The sequence below is a fragment of the Mesoplasma lactucae ATCC 49193 genome (genome assembly GCF_002441935.1).
Taxonomy (GTDB): domain Bacteria; phylum Bacillota_I; class Bacilli_A; order Mycoplasmatales; family Mycoplasmataceae; genus Edwardiiplasma; species Edwardiiplasma lactucae.
In genome coordinates, this window is record NZ_CP023668.1 from 1 (window position 1) to 19,161 (window position 19,161).

Genomic DNA, 19,161 nt, shown 5'->3' on the forward strand with positions numbered 1-19,161 from the left:
TCCTCTGAACTTTATCTAATAAAGAATAAGAGAAAAATTGAAAAAAATCCCGAATTATTTTAAATTTCTTTTTTGTTTTTTCTTTATAAAACCGCAAGAAATAGGGGTTTTAATAGTATACAATGATTAATGCGGGTTGAACCACCAAGTAGATTCCGTAAAATATTATTAAAGAAATTCTACACTTACTCAAACGTGTTGAATTTCAAGGAAGGAGGGCCTTCCTTATAGAAACAATACGAAATGAATCAAGTATTAATACTTGTGCTGTTAGTTATCATTATTTACATTATTTCTAAATAGTTATTTAATAAATTAATAGTTAAAATGCATGTCGGGTGGGACATGCATTTTTAATTTTTGAAATAAAAAAATAGATCTCGAAGGATCTATTTGTATGCAATATTATGTAAATAATATTCCTACACTTACTCATACTTTTATTATATACAAAAAATAAAAAAAGTAATCTAAATTAATAGATTACTTAATAGAAATTACTTATTGGTTAATAAGTAAAGTCACCAAACCTCATTTGTATTTTACATCAACTTATTGAACAATTTTACTTCTGTTAAATAAGTCTCCAAAGTTTGTATATTTCTTAAAGTTATCATATGTAAATACTTCATTAAAGCTACTACGGTTGATTAAATAGTTATTTATCCATAAAGTACCCAAAGCTTCACGAACGAAGCTATCAGCAGGGTTATTTACTTGATAAGCACTATTTGTTAAAGGGTCTTTATTCTTTAATTCTTTGTTAATTCCATAAACTTTGCTTTCCCATTGTTTATAACCAAATTCAGTTGCAGGAATATAGTTAGCAGCATTTGCCGCCTTATTTAAATTAGTTCCTTCTTTGTAAGTTATTTTTTCATCAAGTAGATATTTTGTAAATTCTTTAACAGTTTCTTCTTTTAAATCAGCATTTTTACCAACTGATTTAAATCCGGCTAATCCAAGCCCTTGTGAGTAGAAACGATCTCCACCATTTTTAGTTGGATTGTAAACAACAGTTAGTGATTCATTATATTCACCATTAGGTTTGATTGATTTTGGGTCACCCATAATATCGTATTTTGAATCAGGGTCATTTGGATGATCGCTTTTTCACTTAATGTAATTTGGTGATTTTTTATTTATGGACATATCACCAGTTTTATAATCTTTTGGATATGCTTTATTAGCAACCCATCTATTAGTTTTTTTATCTAAGTAGAAGGGGTCAACACTAAACGCCCATAATCCGGCACTTGAACTTGAAGTCATTAACATTTTTCCGTTTTTAAATTCAGTTGAAGTATATTGTTTTTGGCCATTCTTAACAATGGCTCCCATGAAAGCACCACTTTCATGCATTTTGTCATAATAATCAGCGTCTTTAATATTGAATTTTAAATCGAAGTTATCCCTGAATCCTGTTTTATTTACATCGAAAGTGAAATTTTGATTATTAAAAGGGTCGATTGCACCTTTGCCAGTTGATTGGTTTAAATATAGTTGGTTAGGCAAATCATCTAAACCAAAACCTATATTTCCCTTATATTCATCTTTGCTGTTATATTGTTCAACTAAATTCAAAATATCTGAATATTTAAAATGTGGATCATTCTTTGTATCGAATTTTTGCCCAGTGATATCATAATAAACTTTAGTATTCAAAACAGTAATATCATAAGACTTAAATAAGGGTAAACCATATTGCATATCTTTGTAGTTGTATTCAGATAATAATGTTTTATTAATTTTTCCATTAGCATCAAAAGTTCTCATTTGACTAGATGCTTGTGAAGTTGAGTACTGTGCAACTCCACTAGCTCTTGTTAAATATAAATCAGGTAATTGATAACCAGCTGATATTTTGGTATAAGTATTTTTCGGTTCTCAATAAGCATATAATTGCGGAATTTCTTTTAATCCTTGTGACTTTCTTTGCTCATTTATTTTTGGAAGTTCAATTTCATTAAAGTTATTAACAATACCGGCGTTATTCGGATCTGAATCTTCTTTAATTCAAGCATCTTTAGCTCTTCCAGCTGATGCCATAACATCACTATTTAAAGCTAATAGGGGTCGTTCATCTAAAACTGGATGAAAGGGTGTAAAAGCTAAAACTAAACCAAGACCAGTTACTAAAAAGATAATTACTATTAATCATCTTCATGAAGTCATTAATCATACTCTTAACTTTTTCATTGTTTTAAGATTCCTTTCATTAAGGGTTTGTTTAATAAAACAAACCCAACAAATAATGGCGCCACACTTAAAGTAGCAGTTGCCATTTTTAAATTAATTAAGTTAACTCCACCATTTAAGTTAGGAACAAGTTGCATTTTATTTAATTGATCTGCTGTCATAGTATTAATGTAATACATTAAAACAGGAACGGTTGCATACTTACTTCCAGGTTCTAAAACTAAGATTGGTCATAAAACTGCATTTCAAGCAGTAATAAATCCAGTAATAAAGTTAGTAACAATCGCTGGCATGATTGCTGGAATGGCAATCATTCAAAAGTAAGCTCCAGGTTTCATTCCATCAGCAATTGCTGCTCGTTTAGTATTTCTGCTTAAACGATAAAACATACTTCTAAATTGATAGATTCCATAAACATTACCTAAAAAAGGAACAATTAAAGCTAAAGCCATATTTTGTCATCCTAATTCAGTATTTTGAATAAATCTTCCTAAAAGTAGGGCTTCTCCTGGAATGGTCATAATTGCCATAAATAGAACTTCAATAACAACATTGAATTTAGTTCTTCAATAATAAAGTCCAAATCCAGCCAAAGCACACATAATAGTTTGTCCGATCATCATGATGGTTGTAATTCACAATGAGTTAGTAAAGTACTGTCAGGTTGGAATACTATTATTTTCTTTTGTTAATTTAAATAAAACTTCATAAGCTTTAGTATCCCAAGTTTTTGGGAAAAAACCTCTTGAAGTTCCTAACTCTTCAAAGGATTTAAAAGAGTTAAAAACCATGTATAACATTGGAAGAAGAATTACTAATGCAACCAAAGCTAAAATAAGAATTAATGCTACTTGATAGTAATATTTTTTATTAGTTTTTCGCACGTTTTTTCCTCCAGACCAAGCGGTTGATAATAGTTAAAGTTAAAACTATTAAAATCAAGATAATTGATGCTGCACTTGCTTTTCCATAGTTTTGAATTTCATTAATTTGTGCATAAATATAATAAACAATTGTTTGTCCACCATGCGCAACTGCAGCATTATAGTTTGTAAATAATCCAAACGGAATAAATTTTAAAGCAGAGATTATCCCGGTTGTTAAGGTATATAGCAAGATTGGTGCAATCTCAACTAAGTCAATCTTGAAAAACATTTTTCAAGATTTCATTCCATCAGCTTTTGCTGCTTGATAAAGTCTTTTATCAATTGCCATATAAGCAGTTGTAAACATGATGACTCTAAAAGGTAGGGTTTGAAAAACCCCATAAATTACTAATAAAGCTTTTGTTTGAGCTTGATTGGTAAATCCCATCGGGTTAAAGATGGTTTGAAAAACCATCCCGATAGCTAAACTTGAAGCTAAAAAGGGCATAAAGAAAGCTGATTGTAAGATTCTTGGATGTCAAACCTTACTAATTCCTTTGGCAATTAAGATTGCTAAAAATAAAGAAATTGGAATTGCAATTAATGCATAAATAACGGTATTTAAAATTGCGTATAAGAAGTTTTTATCTTCAAAAATTTGTTGAAATTGATATCAACCACCAACAAACTCACCACTAACAGGCACTGAGTTAAATCCATTTTTGAAGATAATAAAAACAGGATAAGCAATAAATAACAGAATTAAGATTACTGCTGGCATTACTCATGCTGCTTGATATAGTCAATTAGTTTTTTGCTTACTCATCTTTATAGACCTCTTCAATGTCAACGTTATAAACAACAGCGTTTTCATAAGGACTATCTAAAAGGGGATTTTCAGGATCAATTAATCTTCCTTGATCATCAAATTCAATTACTCTACGACCATATAAATCGGCAATTTCTAAAATCTTAGAGTGGGCTGGTTTAATCATTCTAATTTCTTGTGGTTGAGTTCCAAAATCATTTGGAATGTTATAAACCAATAAGACGTTGTCTCCAACATATTCTTGATTTACCAAAGTTCCTTGACCTAAATAATGACCAGTTTGTTCATAGACAACGTCTTGAGGTTTAACTCCAATTGTTTGTCTATTTCATTTAATAATGTTTGTATTACCAACAAATTTAGCAGTGTAGATATTTGGTGGTTTATTTCAAAGTTGTGAAGGATTTCCATAACTTGAAATATGTCCACCTTCCATTAAATAAATAAAATCAGACATACTTAAAGCTTCTTCTTGATCGTGAGTAACCATAATAGTTGGTACTCCTAAATCTTTAACTAAATCACGAACTCAATCTCTTGTACCTTTTCTTAAAGCGGCATCAAGAGCTGAAAAAGGTTCATCTAATAAAAGAACTGTTGGATTTTTAACAATCGCTCTTGCTATGGCTACACGTTGTTTTTGTCCTCCAGATAAAGAGTGTGCTTCACGCTTTAAGAAGGAAGCCATACCAACTTTTTCAGCTATGGCTTGAACACGTTCTTGGCGTTCTTTTTTTGGAATACCTTGCATTTTTAAAGGCATTTCAATGTTTTGATAAACAGTTTTATTTGCATATAACGCGTAGTCTTGAAAAACAACTCCAATGTTTCTTTTTTGAGTTGAAGTATCTAATCAAGTTTGACCATTATAAAGAATATCTCCGTCATCAACTTCTAAAAAACCAGCTATAGCATTTAAAGTTGTTGATTTACCACAACCAGAACTTCCTAATAAAGAAATAATTTCTCCATCCATTAGTTTTAAAGAAATTCCATCAACAACAGTTTTCTTATTCTTCTTGTTTCCATAACTAATAACTAGGTTATTTACTTCTAACATATTGAGAACCTCTTACATTAATAATGAAATTGTCTAAAAGAACATCAACACGATGATCATAATCTTTGAAATCAAATGGATATTCTTGATAAGTTCCATCAGGTTTAATTTGAATTAAAACACCTTTTTTAAATAAGTCTTCACCTAGAGCTTTATTTAAAAGTCTTCCATACATTACAAGTTGTAATGGAGCATAATTCATATTAATAAATGCACTTGTTTTAAAATCACCAACAATATAATTACCATCTTTATCAGTTAATAAAAGATCTGCAATTCCACACATTAAATTATCTTTATCACATAATAAAACTTCAGAACCTCATCAGTCGTATTTATCTTGACTATCGTTTAATCAATTACTCATACCTTTGAAGTATTTTCCAACTTCATCTTTATATTTATCTTCTCAGTCATTTTCAGTATCGTTTTTAACGATTCATTCTTCAACTGTTGGAATCATTTCATCAAGATAAGATTGTTCTGCTAATTCGTGAGTCATTGTTCCGATTTTTGCTTTATATCTCATACGATCCCAATCAACTTTTTCAAACATGAAAGTTGTGATTTGTTTCAAAATTCTTGAAGGAGAATCTAACATGTCATCTCCAATTCAATAAGAATGATCTTTTGGTTTAAAAACTAAACCTTCAGCTGCTTTATCAATTTTGGCACGTTTATCGGCATATTTCTGTTTGTTATTTCCCATTATTCAATTAATCCCTTTTTATTATTTTCTGAATAAAAAAAGACAAGAAAAGGGGTAATTTTAGAGATAAAAAAAGAGTGCTTCTTCTCCTATAACGAAAAAGCTACTCTCTTAATATATCTCATAGTCCCTAATTTGGATTAGGGGTGGAGTCAGTAGCCCGTTATGCTACCCTATATAAGCTTTTCTTGTAATATTCAGTTTCTAACTTAATCTTACTTAATCTTTTTTGAAAAAGTAGACTTGACATTAAAATAATAGTTTCAAAATGAAACTAAAAATGTGGATAACTTAATCTAAGGTTTTACTCTTAGGCTTTGTTGCATTTCTAATTCACAAAAAGAATTTTTTCCAATATTTAAATAAATTTTAGAGTTTATTCCAAGAATCATGGACTGTGATTTGTTAACAATTAATCTAATTTTGTGCTATCAATCATGGACTGTGTTTAGCTAACACTTATTTCAAAAATATGATATATAGGAGCTTTTATGGACTGTGATAAGCCGAGAATTTTTCATTTTTTATGGTATGAAGATCTATTTCATGGACTGCGATTTGTTAACAAAATTTTGTAATTTATGGTATGGGCTATGGACTGTGAAATGACTACAAAATTTTTATTTTTGTGATATGAGAACCCAAATTCATGGACTGCGATTTGTTAACAATTAATCAAATTTTGTGATAAATAAGCAAAGGAAAAACCGATCTTAACGACCGGTTTTGTGGACTGTGATTTAATCACACTTATTTAAAATTTAATATCTAGTTAATAACTTTTGATTTATTATATAAATCTCCAAAGTTTGTATATTTAACAAAGTTTTCATAATTAAAGACTTCATAGAAAGAATTTTTACCTCTTCCTGGAAGATAATTATTCGTTCACATTGAGTTTAAAGTATTATAAGCAAATGTATCTGCTGGGTTATTTTCAAAATAAACATTCTTTTCTAAAGGATTATATTGAGCATATTTCTTATCTAAAGCGTTTGTTCCATTTAGTTTTGTTTCTTTTCAAGCTTCATATCCAATGGTTGTTGTTGGAACATAGTTAGCAGCTAAAGCTAGTTTATTTAATTTATCTCCTGAAAGTACATAATCAATAAATCCATTTACAGTAGCTTCTTTTAAACTAGCGTTTTTACCAACTGATTTAAACCCAGCTAATCCTAAAGTTCTTGATCAGTTTTTTAATTCACCACTTCTAGTAGTATCTGCTGTCATGTTTAAACATTGTCCAAATTCATCATCATTTGGTTGTAATGATTCATTGTCTTTATTTGGATTGAAAGTTTCTTTTGAGTTCCCATCTTTGATTCATTTTTGATATTGTTTTGAATTTTGATTAATTTGCATTTTACCAAGTTTATATCCTTCAGGATAGGGAATAGCGATTGGTTTATTTCCATCATCCATTCCTTGGTTTGCTACTCATTCATTTTTAGTTTTACTTCAACGATATGGTTTGATATCAAGTGGAAATAAACCAGCAGTTGAACAAGAACTCATTAACATTTTTCCTTTTCTCATTGTAACTGAGGTATAAGTTTTTTGACCTGAATTAACTGGTGCTCCAATAAAGTAACCTGAGTCCATAATTTTTTGGAAATAGTCTCCATCTTTGACATTGAATTTCATGTCAAAGTTATCACCAGTTCCAGTTGTTTTATAGTCAAAAACAAAGTTTTCGTTAGGTTTATAAGCACCAGTTCCTGTAGCTTGATTTTCAAAGATTTGGTAAGTAAAATCATCAAATCCAAGCATAGGAATTTTGTTACCTTTTTCATCTCTTGAAAGGTCGGGTCTAGAATCTCAAACTTTAAGTAAATCTAAAACTTCATCATAAGTAAAGGTTTTATTTAGTACTCAATCTTTTCCTGTTAATTGTTTGTAAACTTTCGCATTCACGATATTAACGTTAAATGATTTAAAGATTGGTGCACCAATTTGACGATTTTCAAAGTTAAATTCTGGTAAAAAAGTTTCGTTAATAGTTGAGAGATTATTGAATTCTCTAATTTGATTTTTAGCTTCACTAACTGCATATTGGCGAACATTTCCAGGTCTAGTCAGAATTAAGTCCGGAAGCTGATATCCGGCAGCTATTTTTGTATAGGTGCTTTTTGTTTCATAGTAAGCATGAATTTTAGGAAGTTCTGGATGTTCTTTTGCTCAATATTCATTAAAAGTATCAATAACACCAGTTTTATCATCATTAGTTCAAGCTTTTCTTGAAGGTTCAGCATAACCCATAACATCGCTTCCTAATGCAAATTGTGGTTCTTCATCTATTTTTGGATGAAAAGGTGTAAAGGCTAGTGTTAAGCCGACTCCTGTAGCCAGAAATAAAACTACAAGAACTCATTTCCAGGTTTTTTGAAAGAATTGATTTATTTTGTTCATTGTTTTAAGACTCCTTTCATTAATGGTCTATTAAAGATTACGAATCCAACAAAGATTGGAGCCATGCTCAATGTAGCTGTAGCCATTTTTAAGTTAACAAGGTTTACACCTGCATTAACTTTTATTCCAAATCCCATTTTTGCAAGTTGATCAGAACTTAAAGTATTAATGTAGTACATAAGAACAGGAACGGTTGCAAACTTACTTCCGGGTTCCATAACTAAGATTGGTCATAAAACAGCATTTCAAGCTGTAATAAATTGCACCATAAAGTTAGTCAAGATTGCTGGAACTATAGCTGGAATTGCTATAGTTCAGAAGTACTCTCCTGGAGTCATTCCATCAACCATAGCGGCTCTTTTTGTATTTGGTGTTAGTCTATAGAACATACTTCTAAATTGATAAATTCCATAAACATTTCCAATAAAAGGCAGGATTAAAGCTAAAGCTGAGTTTTGTCATCCTAAAGCGGTATTTTGCATAAATCTACCTAGTAATAATGCTTCAGCTGGAATTGTCATAACTGCTGCAAATAAGCATTGTACAAAGGTATTAAATTTAGTTTTTCAGTAGTATAAACCAAAGCCGGCTAAAGCACAGATAAGGGTTTGAAAAATCATCATAACTGTTGTGATTCACAATGAGTTTGTGAAGTATTGTCAGGTTGGAATATTATTTTTTTCTGAAGTTATTTTAAATAAGGTTTTATAAGCATCTGTATTCCAAGTTTTTGGTAAGAAATTATTTGAAGTTCCTAATTCTTCAAAAGACTTAAATGAATTTAAAACCATGTAAATTAATGGTAATAATATTCCAATTGCTAGAATGGATAAACCGAAAACTAAACCAATCTGAATCCAATATTTTTTATTTGTTTTTCGCATGTTTTTTCTCCCTTCAAATTAGTGCATTAGCAATTGTTAAGATTAAAACAATAATGATCAAGATAATTGAAGCAGCACTAGCTTTTCCATAGTTTTGGATTTCATTAATTTGCGCATAAATGTAATAAACCATTGTTTGCCCACCATGAGCAATTGCTGAGTTATAGTCAGTAAATAATCCAAACGGAATAAATTTAAAAGCAGAGATTATTCCTGTTGTTAATGTATATAAAATGATTGGTGCTATTTCACTTAAATCTATTCTTCAAAAGATTTGATATCATCTCATTCCATCAGCTTTTGCTGCTTTATACATTCTTTGATCAATTGCCATATAAGCAGTTGTAAACATAATTACTCTAAAGGGAAGGGTTTGAAAAACTCCATAAAGAATTAGTAAAGCTTTTGTTTGAACTTGGCTAGTAAATCCCATCGGGTTAAATAGGGTTTGAAAAACCATTCCTAAAGCTAAGCTTGAAGCTAAGAAAGGCATAAAGAAAGCTGATTGTAGGATTCTTGGATGTCAAACTTTGCTAATTCCTTTAGCGATAATAATCGAAATAAATAAAGAAATTGGTATGGCTATAGCAGCATAAATAACTGTATTTGCTATAGCCCATAAAAAGTTCTTATCTGTAAAGATTTGGTGGAATTGATATCAGCCACCAATAAAATCTCCACTAACAGGAACGGAGTTAAATCCGTTTTTAAAGATTATGAATAAAGGGTACGCTATGAAAAGTAGAATTAAGATTACGGCTGGTAGCACTCAATTCAACTGGTATAGCCAAGTTGTTTTCTTGTGTTTCACAGCTAAATAACTCCTTCTATTTCTAAAGTTAAGGAATTAAGCATTGGAGTTAATTTAACTTCTCGTTCTTTAATTAAGTTTCCATTTTCATCAAACTCAATTAATCTTCTTCCATAAAGTTCAACTACTTCTTTAATATCGGAATGAGCAGATTTAATCATTTTAATTTCTTGTCCATCTTCTAATTGATAGATTAGAATTGCATCATCTCCTGCATAATCCATTCTAATTAATATTCCAATTCCTAATAGTTTAGAAGTTTTTTGATAAAGAACATCTTGAGGTTTAACTCCAATAGTTTTATTGTTGTAGTTAATAATGTTTGTATTACCAACAAACTTAGCAGTATAGGTATTACATGGTAGATTTCATAAATCGTATGGATTTCCTTCACATGCCATTTTTCCATCATGAAGTAAGTAGATATAATCACTCATACTTAAAGCTTCTTCTTGATCGTGAGTAACCATGATTGTTGGGATACCCATTTCTTTAACTAAGTCATGAACTCAATCTCTTGTTCCTTTTCTTAAAGCTGCATCAAGAGCTGAAAAGGGTTCATCTAATAAGAGAACGGTTGGATTTTTAACAATTGCTCTAGCAATAGCAACTCGTTGTTTTTGCCCTCCAGAAAGTAATGAAACTTGTTTATTTAAAAAACTAGCCATTCCAACCCTTTCAGCAATTGTTTCTACTTTTTCTTTTCTCTCTTTTTTATTCATTCCAAGCATTTTTAAAGGCATTTCAATATTTTGATAAACACTTTTATTTGCATATAAAGCATAGTCTTGAAAAACAACTCCAATATTTCTTTTTTGAGTTGAAGTATCTAATCAAGTTTGACCATTATAAAGAATGTCGCCACTATCAACTTCTAAGAATCCTGCTATCGCATTTAAGGTTGTTGATTTACCACAACCAGAACTTCCTAATAAAGAAATAATTTGTCCTTTATCCAAGGTTAAAGAAATATCATCAATAACTGTTTTTTTATCTTTTTTCTTTCCATAAGAAATACATAAATTCTTAACTTCTAGCATTTTTTAAAACCTTCCTTAAAGTTATTTGCTTCTATTGATAAATTTTTACAAAAAAATAAACCAACAGAAACATCAAAAATGCTTCCGTTGGTTTTATAAGTTTCTTGAGCTTCTAGGCTCAAATTCTTGTCAATAATTACTCTCATAATCAATGTTTCTCCCTTCAATTTTTAAAGAAATAATTCTAAACAAGTGAAAAAAGCCTAAAAAAAGGGTGCTTCCAAGGTTTTTGAAAGCATCTTTTTTCGGTTAATATCTCACGATATTTATTATTTAGTTATTATTTGTCTCTCACAAATAATTTATTTCTCTTTGAAAGTTAGTATACCTAAAAATTGGTATTAATTACAAGAAAAATAAAAATTAATTTTCAAAATAAAAAATGGCCTAAACCATTTTATACAAGTCAACAATTATTTTATTTCCATAAATAATTTCTCAAAATTATTTAATGTTTCTTTTGATAAATCTTCTTTTTTAACAGTTTTTTTAAAAACCGATGCATTGTTATAAGTTTTGTTTTTTAATCCAAATTTTTCTAAATCTTCTTTAGAAAATAAATCTTCAATCACTTTAAAACTAGGGTTTATATCTGTAAGAGTAATTGCTTCATAATCATTATCTTCCGCAATCTTTTTAAACTTCATACCTGCATTATCCCCATCAATCAAAAATCTTGGATTCTTCCTAATTTTTCTTAGTTTTTGTATTAATTCTTCGAATTTTTCTTTATTCATAAGAACGCCTTGAATTGGTATGAAGAAAAGAATTTTACCTAAACCGAAGAAATTTTTCATAGCAGATAGATAACTATAGTCTGTTTCACCTTCTACAAAAACAACTTCGACATTCGGATCCATAATTTGGTGTTGTTCAACGGTTAGAGCGGCTTTTAAATCATAAAGAATATCGTAATCTCCTTCTTTGCTGTCGTTCATTGTAAAACGATTTTTAATTGTTGAGTTGCTTCCTTCATCAGATTCTTGTACGATTCTTAACTCCTCTAAACAATCGTTATTTACCATCTGACAAGAGTGTGTAGCAGTAACAAAAGTTAAATCATTTTCTATAGAATAATCTTTTAAAAATTCTCTTAATTCTATAATGCCCTTTGGATGAAGTCTTGATCCTATTTCATCAATTAAAACTATATCTCCAGGCTTAAAAGGCTTTTCTAATAGATAATTGAAAAAGAAATTAAAGAATCATTTAAATCCTTCAGACGTTCTTGAAATAGATACAGCTTGCTTTTTATCGGTCATCGCAAAAGTTACATCCGATGGGTTAATTAGTAGTTTAAATTTATAACGTTCTTTTCCAACATTATAAATATTATTAAATTTTTTAGAAATTTCTTGCAGTCTTTTGTTTAGAGGCGCTTCCATGTCTCTAATAAGGCTTAATCTCTTATTTGTTTTGTAATTGTTATATGAATCAGTGAATTCTGAAGGGTCTTGGTTTATTGCCTTAAATATTCTTTCTAAGAAGGGGTTCAATTTCATTTGACCGTCATGTACTTCAACAGATAAATCAGAATCCTTTATTTCTAAATTATCCTTATATTCATAAATGTTTGGAATTAAGTTAAAACCTAATTCATCATCAAACGGTGAGGTTAAAACCTTAGATAATTTATTATATTTTTTAGATAGAATTCTTTTTACAAATTCATTGTTTCTAGATTCACCTTCTTCAACTAAATAATTTTTTAGTCATGTCGAAAGAATTGATAGTGATTGAATATCGTTTTTCGCGTTATCTAAAATGAAGTTGCGGTTCTTAAATCATTGAGTATTCATCTCAAATTGCGCTTCTGCAAGTTCTACTTGTTCTGTGTTATTGTAAATATATCTACCGTTGGAATAGTGACCATTATTATTTAACGCAGGTATTTCATTTTCCTTTGCTTTTTCTATAACTTTTTCACATATATCTTTGAATTCTTCAAAACCATAATCAATTCTTTCTTGTGTTTCGTTATTGCATTTTCATGGTGTACCAAATCACTCATTCTTTGTTTTCTTATAGTGGAAAGTAAAACCACTATCAGTATTTACAACAAGATCTAATGAGACGTCTTTTTCATCTTTAGACATTGCTCTTTCGTTGATATCATAATCTGTAATTCGATTGTAGTTTGATATATTTTTAATAGCTGCTAAAACGTTACTTTTACCTAAGTTATTTGGTCCTATTAATGTAACTAAATCTCCAATTTTTCCTTTGCTTAACGCTTGGTTTAAGATGACTTCATCATCTTTTTTAATTCCTAAATTTCTGTATTTAGAAATTTTAATTTTTCTTTGGCTCATATACCTATAATTCCCCTTTTAATAATTTCAGCAATTCTTTTGCTTGTTTTGTATTCATCTCATTAACAATAGCAATAATTTCTTCTTTATCTTTTGATGTCCTTTCATTGGCATCAAAATCATTCAATATGTATTTAATTACTTTGTTTTTTGAGGCAAATTTATTTTTTTCAATAAATTTAAATAATTTTAAAACTTGTCTATTTATCTCTTTTGTATGCCCGCTATCATATAGCTCTATATATCTATACAAAGTAGGTCTAGATATGTTTAAATAAGTAGCGAGTTCTGAGATTTTTATATCCATGTTTTTTAATATTTCTTGCATGAATTTATATTAACTCACTTTACATTTTTTGTAAAGTATTACAAAAAATGTTTTTAAATTTATTTAGAAATAAATAATTATTTACCTAATTTCACCTTTTAAAAGTGAAAGAGAATTAAGTATAATAAAAGATAACGTTATTTAAAGAAAATAAGTAACAAAACTTTATATTTAAAACAAGTTATAGAATGAGAGAAATATAAATGAAAAAATTAACTTCAAATCAAATTAGACAAATGTGATTAGACTTCTTTATTTCAAAAGAACACCACTTTGTTGAACCAGTTAGTTTAATTCCAGTAAACGATCCAAGTTTATTATGAATTAACTCTGGAGTTGCTACTTTAAAACCATATTTTGATGGGAGAAAAACACCTCCATCAAAAAGATTAACAAACTCTCAAAAAGCAATTAGAACAAATGATATTGAAAATGTTGGAGTCACTGCACGTCACCAAACCATGTTTGAAATGTTAGGAAACTTTTCAATTGGAGATTATTTTAAAACAGAAGCAATTCACTTTGCTTGAGAATTATTAACTTCACCAGAATGATTTGCCATTCCAAAAGATAAACTATATATCACTGTTTTTGAAGAAGATAGTGATGCTTATGATGTTTGAACTAAAGAAATCGGGATTCCCACAGATCATATTTTTAAAATGACTCGTGATACCAACTTCTGAGATGTTGGACAAGGACCATGCGGTCCTAACACTGAAATCTTTTTTGATCGTGGAATTAAATGAGATAAAGATAATTTAGGAACTAAATTATTATCAGAAGATATGGAAAACGACCGTTATATTGAAATTTGAAACATTGTTTTCTCACAATATAACAATGATGGTCATGATAACTATAGTGAACTTCCAAGAAAGAATATCGATACTGGTGCTGGATTAGAACGTTTAACTTCAATCTTTCAAGATACACCAACTAACTTTGAAACTGATTTGTTCTTACCAACTATTAAAGCAGTTGAGCAATTAAGTGATGGGTTTAATTATTCAATTGAAAACTATGAAAACCCAACAAAAGAACAAACAAGAATTAATACTGCTTTTAAAGTTATTGCAGATCACGTGAGAGCAGTTTCATTTGCCATTGCTGATGGAGCTTTTCCTTCAAACAAAGATCGTGGGTATGTTATTCGTCGTTTAATTAGACGAGCAACTACTTATGGAAGAGAATTAGGAATTAATGAACCATTTCTATATACATTAGTTGATTATGTAATTGATGTAATGGGTGAATTCTATCCTTACTTAAAAGATAAAAAAGAAATTATTCAAAAAACTATTAAAAAAGAAGAACAACAATTCTTAAAAACTTTATCTAAAGGATTTGAAAAATTAGAAACTATTATTAAAGAAAAAAATAAAGTTGATGGAGCTGATGCTTTATTATTATTTGAATCATTTGGTTTCCCGATTGAATTAACACAAGAACTAGCTGCTAATAGAAATGTTGAAGTTGATTTAGATGAATTCAACCGTTTATTAGAAGAAGCTAAAGAAGCTAGTCGTACTTCTAGAAAAGATTTAAAAGCTTGAAATAAACAAAACGAATTATTTACAAAATTAGATGTTGAATCTGAATTCATTGGTTATGACACTTTAGAAAATCCAGAAGCTAAAATTGTTTATATGTTTGTCGATGAAACTCCGGTAGAAAAAGCTTCAACTGGAAGTGTCTTTGTGATTTTAGATAAAACTCCTTTCTATGCTGAAAAAGGAGGACAAGCTGCAGATAACGGATATCTATTCTTAAAAGATGGTTCAAAAGTATTTGTGAGTGACGTTCAACAAGGACCAAAAGGTCAAAACATTATGGAAGTTGAATTAAAAGGTCATGAACTTAAAGTCGGTGATCTAGTTGATGCCAAAGTTAATGAAGAAAAACGTGAATTAACTATGAAAAACCATAGTGGTACTCACATGGTTCATGCAGCTTTACGTCAAGTATTAGGAAACACTGTAATGCAATCTGGTTCATATAACGATGAACACGGATTAAGAATGGACTTTACTTATGATGGTCATATTTCAAATGAAGAACTAGAACAAGTTCAAGATACAGTTAATGACATTATTAACTTAGGTATTAATCGTGAAGTTTATCATACAACTATTCAAGATGCGATTAATAAATATCATGCCTTAGCTTTCTTTACAGAAAAATATGATGATATTGTTCGTGTTGTAAAATTTGGTGATTTTTCTAGTGAACTTTGTGGGGGAACTCACGTTGAAAACACAAGTGATATTGAAGACTTTATTATTACTAAAATTGAATCAAAAGGAGCTGGAGTTTATCGTGTGACTTGTTTAACAAGCAACGATACAGTTTCTGAATATGTTAATAATGTTTTTGATGAACAAAAAGAAGAAGTTGAAAACTTAATGTCTAAATACAATATCTTAAAAGATACTTTAAGTGATAAAGATTTAGAAACTAAGTTTGAACAAATTAAAAAACTAACTGTTGATAAGAAAAACATTACCAAATTAAAAGAGTTAATTAATGAATTTAAACAAAGCTTTAAAGATTGAGATAAAAAAGTTGAAGAATTAAAAACTAATAACAAGATTAAAGAATACGAACAAGTAACACCAACTAAAAGCAAAAATGGTGTTGATGAAATCAATTTAACTGTTAAAGATCTAAATATTAAAGAATTAAAAGCTTTAGCTGATGTGTTAAGAAACAAATATGATGGTGTAATTGTGATTCTTTTAAGTGAAACAAATAATGGTAATTTTGCTGTTGTTGCAGTTTCTGAAAGCTTACAAGATAAATACAAAGCAATTGATATTTTCAAAAACCTTGAAGTTTCACCAAAAGGTGGAGGAAATGCTAATATCGCTCAAGGTAAATATTAATAATAGAGTAAAATAAGCGTAACGAGGGATTACGTTTATTTTTTTATTAGGGAGAGAAAAAATATGGGGCAAATAGAAGAACAAAAAAGTGAAGTGCTAGGACATTTAAATAGCAATATTAAGATTGATTTGCACATTCATTCAATTGGTAGCACAAAAAGGGATGAAAATTTAGTACCTGAAAGTACAATAGACAATTTAAATATTTTATTCGATAAATTAGAGGAGTATGGAATTGGTTTATTTTCATTTTCTGACCACAACAATTTTGATAAGGAAATCTTTATGGCAGCAGAGGAAATGATTTCTAAAAGAGAAAAGAAAATAGTTAAAAATATCATTCCAGGAGTTGAATTAAATGTTAAATTTGATGATTCTCCGGTTGATGGTCAGCTCAATGTATACTTTGATGCTAAAAACGAAAATGATTTGCAAAAAATTCAAGATGTTATCGCTGAAAAATGCTGCCACATACAAAAGAAAGAATTTCTAACTGAAAAACAATTAATTGAATTAATTTCAGCAATTGGTTTAAATGTTCTAATAATTCCTCCACAAACAAAAGGGAAGGACCACAAAAAAATTAATGGGTCTGCTACAGATATGACAAGAGATTTTGATAATAAGTTTGGGTATTTTTTTAATGGAGCTGAATACCAAAAACCAAGAGTCGAAGGAATATTTAGAAATGATTTAAATAGAATTAATATGCCATATGGATTGATAACTGGTAGTGATTGTCATAATTGAAACATTTATCCGTATCATGATGAAAAAACAAGAGAAGAACAAATGGCCGAAGATCCTAAAAAGTACTTTACTAGTGTAAAAATGCTTCCGAATTTTAGGGGATTATTGTTCGCACTTTCTTCACCTACAACCAGAATAGATAGAATAATTAATGAAAATAATATGAATTATATAGAAAGCATCGACATTAATGGAGAGAAAATCCTTCTAGATAAATCAGTAAATGTTTTTATAGGAAATAATGGTTCTGGTAAGAGTGCTTTATTTCAAAATATATTAAAAGATAATTCCAAAATAAATAAGGTACCTGAGTATTATGAAAAAATAAAAAAGATTAATGGCTTGTCTTTTAATAATGCTTCTCAGAATTTGGATATAACTTCCATTTCACAAAATGAAATAACGTATAAAGATTCACTTATTGATGATGTAGTAAACGAATTAAAATTAAACATAAATAATGATGATTTCGTAAAATCAGTTAATTCAACAATAAAAGTTATAAAAGACGTTGTACAACAGAATATTGATTTTGATAATCAAAAAATTGAATTAAATAGATTTGATTTTAACGTAAAAATTCTTGATGATAAACCAATGTTTTATCCAAGAATAGAAAAAACAAAATGCTATAGCAAAAAGGATTATGAAGATGTAGTGACAAAAATTAAATCTTCTATCGAAAATATACAAGACATTATTAGTGGGCTTTCCAAAAATTTATTGAAAGAAGATATTGAAACAAATGAAGATATTCAAAACCTAAATAAGGTTATTGAATATTTAGAATTTTTAAATAAAAAATATTCTTTAAAATTTTATGAAGAAAAAGCAAAGGAACGTATGTTTGCTAAAGTTGATAGCTTAATAGGTGATAAAAATAAAGCGATGAATTCTAAAAGAAATGCAAAAGAAAAAGAACTTACTAACTATCGAGATTCTAAGGATAAAATAAACAACAAAGTAAAAGGTTTTATTAAATCCAAGATTGCCAAAGAAAAAAACAAAAACATAACTTACGATGCTATAAGACAGGAACATTTAAGTACGTCTGGTGGAATAGCAGTATCTAAACCAGATGAATCTGGGTATGAATTTGAAATGCATACAAAATATCACGGAATCACTTTAGAAAAAGGTGAACTTATCGCAAGCATTTTTAACAAAAATTGTGAAAAGTTTGAGTTGATAACTACTGATGAAGAATTGAATGATTCTATAAATAAACAGTATATTTCTCCAGAAGCTAAAAATGGAATCAACGAAATAATTGATGCCAAAAAAGAGAAATTCATTAACTCTTATTCAAAAACTAATATTATTATTAATAATTCTTATGATAGCGAAAAAGGTTCTACACCAGGTGAAGAAGCTAAAATTTATATAAAATATAAATTAACAAAAGCTGAAAATAATAATGCCATAATTATGTTCGACCAACCAGAAGATAATATTTCTAACAAAAACATTAACGAAATAATTGAAACTATTAATGCTATTAGGGATGAACATCAAATTATTATTATTACTCATAATCCTTTATTGGCCATTAATTTGGATGCAGATAATATAATATTCCTAGAAGCTAATAAAAAAACAAAAAAAATAACACCGAAATTCGGTTGCTTAGAACAAGTAGACCCGTTTGATACTACAAAATTAATTATTGATGAAATGGAAGGTGGAGAAAATGCAATCAAAAGAAGATTTAAATTTTACAACTCAACAGAAGGATTGTAAGGAAATAGTTATCAATCTTGAACTTACTAAAAACAATGAAATTATTTTTTGTGTCGATGACAATGAAATATATAAATTGACTTCAGAAGGAGAAAAAGTGCCTGGGGAAGTATTTGCAAAAATGTATGATGTTGATGATGTACTCAATACAAAATTCAAATTAATTTCTAACAAACAAAAAGGAATGTCAAGGGATAAATTTTTTGATGAATTATTTGAGCTATTAAAAATTCAAATTGAATCAATTAATGAAATAATTGACGAAGAATCTTTAAATCTAGCATAGCTAGATTTTTTTATTTTAAATTGGTGTGAATAAGTTTAGAAGATCTCATTATT

15 protein-coding genes and 1 riboswitch are annotated in these 19,161 nt (G+C 28.9%); of the genes, 3 read left to right on the forward strand and 12 right to left on the reverse strand.

Annotated elements, in window-relative coordinates:
- Positions 1-552: 552 nt before the first annotated feature.
- The 12 genes from CP520_RS00005 to CP520_RS00055 all read right to left on the reverse strand — a co-directional run bounded on the left by CP520_RS00005 (position 553) and on the right by CP520_RS00055 (position 13,447).
- Entirely contained in the window at positions 553-2,199 is a 1,647-nt protein-coding gene (locus tag CP520_RS00005) for a hypothetical protein (RefSeq protein ID WP_096862437.1), read from the reverse strand.
- Positions 2,187-3,083, reverse strand: a complete 897-nt coding sequence (locus CP520_RS00010) for a carbohydrate ABC transporter permease (protein WP_096862438.1) — start codon at positions 3,081-3,083, stop codon at positions 2,187-2,189. Before CP520_RS00010 ends, CP520_RS00005 begins: the two co-directional genes overlap by 13 nt.
- Complete coding sequence (locus tag CP520_RS00015; RefSeq protein ID WP_096862439.1) at positions 3,070-3,891, reverse strand: carbohydrate ABC transporter permease; 822 nt, start codon at positions 3,889-3,891, stop codon at positions 3,070-3,072. The genes CP520_RS00010 and CP520_RS00015 overlap by 14 nt, the downstream gene beginning before the upstream one ends.
- Entirely contained in the window at positions 3,884-4,954 is a 1,071-nt protein-coding gene (locus CP520_RS00020) for an ABC transporter ATP-binding protein (RefSeq protein WP_096862440.1), read from the reverse strand. Before CP520_RS00020 ends, CP520_RS00015 begins: the two co-directional genes overlap by 8 nt.
- Positions 4,938-5,663: a PD-(D/E)XK nuclease family protein gene (locus CP520_RS00025; RefSeq protein ID WP_096862441.1), complete on the reverse strand. Its 726-nt coding sequence runs from the start codon at positions 5,661-5,663 to the stop codon at positions 4,938-4,940. The genes CP520_RS00020 and CP520_RS00025 overlap by 17 nt, the downstream gene beginning before the upstream one ends.
- 119 nt (positions 5,664-5,782) lie before the next feature.
- Positions 5,783-5,846: riboswitch (nucleoside riboswitch) on the reverse strand.
- Positions 5,847-6,431: 585 nt separating this feature from the next.
- Complete coding sequence (locus tag CP520_RS00030) at positions 6,432-8,072, reverse strand: hypothetical protein (protein ID WP_096862442.1); 1,641 nt, start codon at positions 8,070-8,072, stop codon at positions 6,432-6,434.
- A complete protein-coding gene (locus CP520_RS00035) occupies positions 8,060-8,956 on the reverse strand; it encodes a carbohydrate ABC transporter permease (protein WP_096862443.1) in 897 nt (298 codons plus the stop codon). Before CP520_RS00035 ends, CP520_RS00030 begins: the two co-directional genes overlap by 13 nt.
- Positions 8,940-9,725: a carbohydrate ABC transporter permease gene (locus CP520_RS00040; protein ID WP_169835694.1), complete on the reverse strand. Its 786-nt coding sequence runs from the start codon at positions 9,723-9,725 to the stop codon at positions 8,940-8,942. The genes CP520_RS00035 and CP520_RS00040 overlap by 17 nt, the downstream gene beginning before the upstream one ends.
- A 44-nt stretch (positions 9,726-9,769) precedes the next feature.
- On the reverse strand, positions 9,770-10,807 hold the full coding sequence (locus tag CP520_RS00045) for an ABC transporter ATP-binding protein (RefSeq protein ID WP_096862445.1): 1,038 nt from the start codon (positions 10,805-10,807) through the stop codon (positions 9,770-9,772).
- A complete protein-coding gene (locus CP520_RS03680; RefSeq protein WP_157755758.1) occupies positions 10,801-10,953 on the reverse strand; it encodes a hypothetical protein in 153 nt (50 codons plus the stop codon). Before CP520_RS03680 ends, CP520_RS00045 begins: the two co-directional genes overlap by 7 nt.
- Positions 10,954-11,220: 267 nt before the next feature.
- Entirely contained in the window at positions 11,221-13,119 is a 1,899-nt protein-coding gene (locus CP520_RS00050; RefSeq protein ID WP_096862446.1) for an AAA family ATPase, read from the reverse strand.
- A 4-nt stretch (positions 13,120-13,123) separates the two neighbouring features.
- A complete protein-coding gene (locus CP520_RS00055; protein WP_100679880.1) occupies positions 13,124-13,447 on the reverse strand; it encodes a helix-turn-helix domain-containing protein in 324 nt (107 codons plus the stop codon).
- 203 nt (positions 13,448-13,650) lie between these two features.
- Between CP520_RS00055 and alaS the strand changes: the two genes are divergently transcribed.
- The 3 genes from alaS to CP520_RS03685 all read left to right on the forward strand — a co-directional run bounded on the left by alaS (position 13,651) and on the right by CP520_RS03685 (position 19,108).
- Positions 13,651-16,332 (forward strand): alanine--tRNA ligase, encoded by a 2,682-nt coding sequence (gene alaS, locus CP520_RS00060; RefSeq protein ID WP_096862448.1) that lies wholly within the window; start codon positions 13,651-13,653, stop codon positions 16,330-16,332.
- Between the two features lie 63 nt (positions 16,333-16,395).
- Positions 16,396-18,822, forward strand: a complete 2,427-nt coding sequence (locus CP520_RS00065; RefSeq protein WP_096862449.1) for a hypothetical protein — start codon at positions 16,396-16,398, stop codon at positions 18,820-18,822.
- Complete coding sequence (locus CP520_RS03685) at positions 18,773-19,108, forward strand: hypothetical protein (protein WP_100679879.1); 336 nt, start codon at positions 18,773-18,775, stop codon at positions 19,106-19,108. The genes CP520_RS00065 and CP520_RS03685 overlap by 50 nt, the downstream gene beginning before the upstream one ends.
- Positions 19,109-19,161 lie beyond the last annotated feature (53 nt).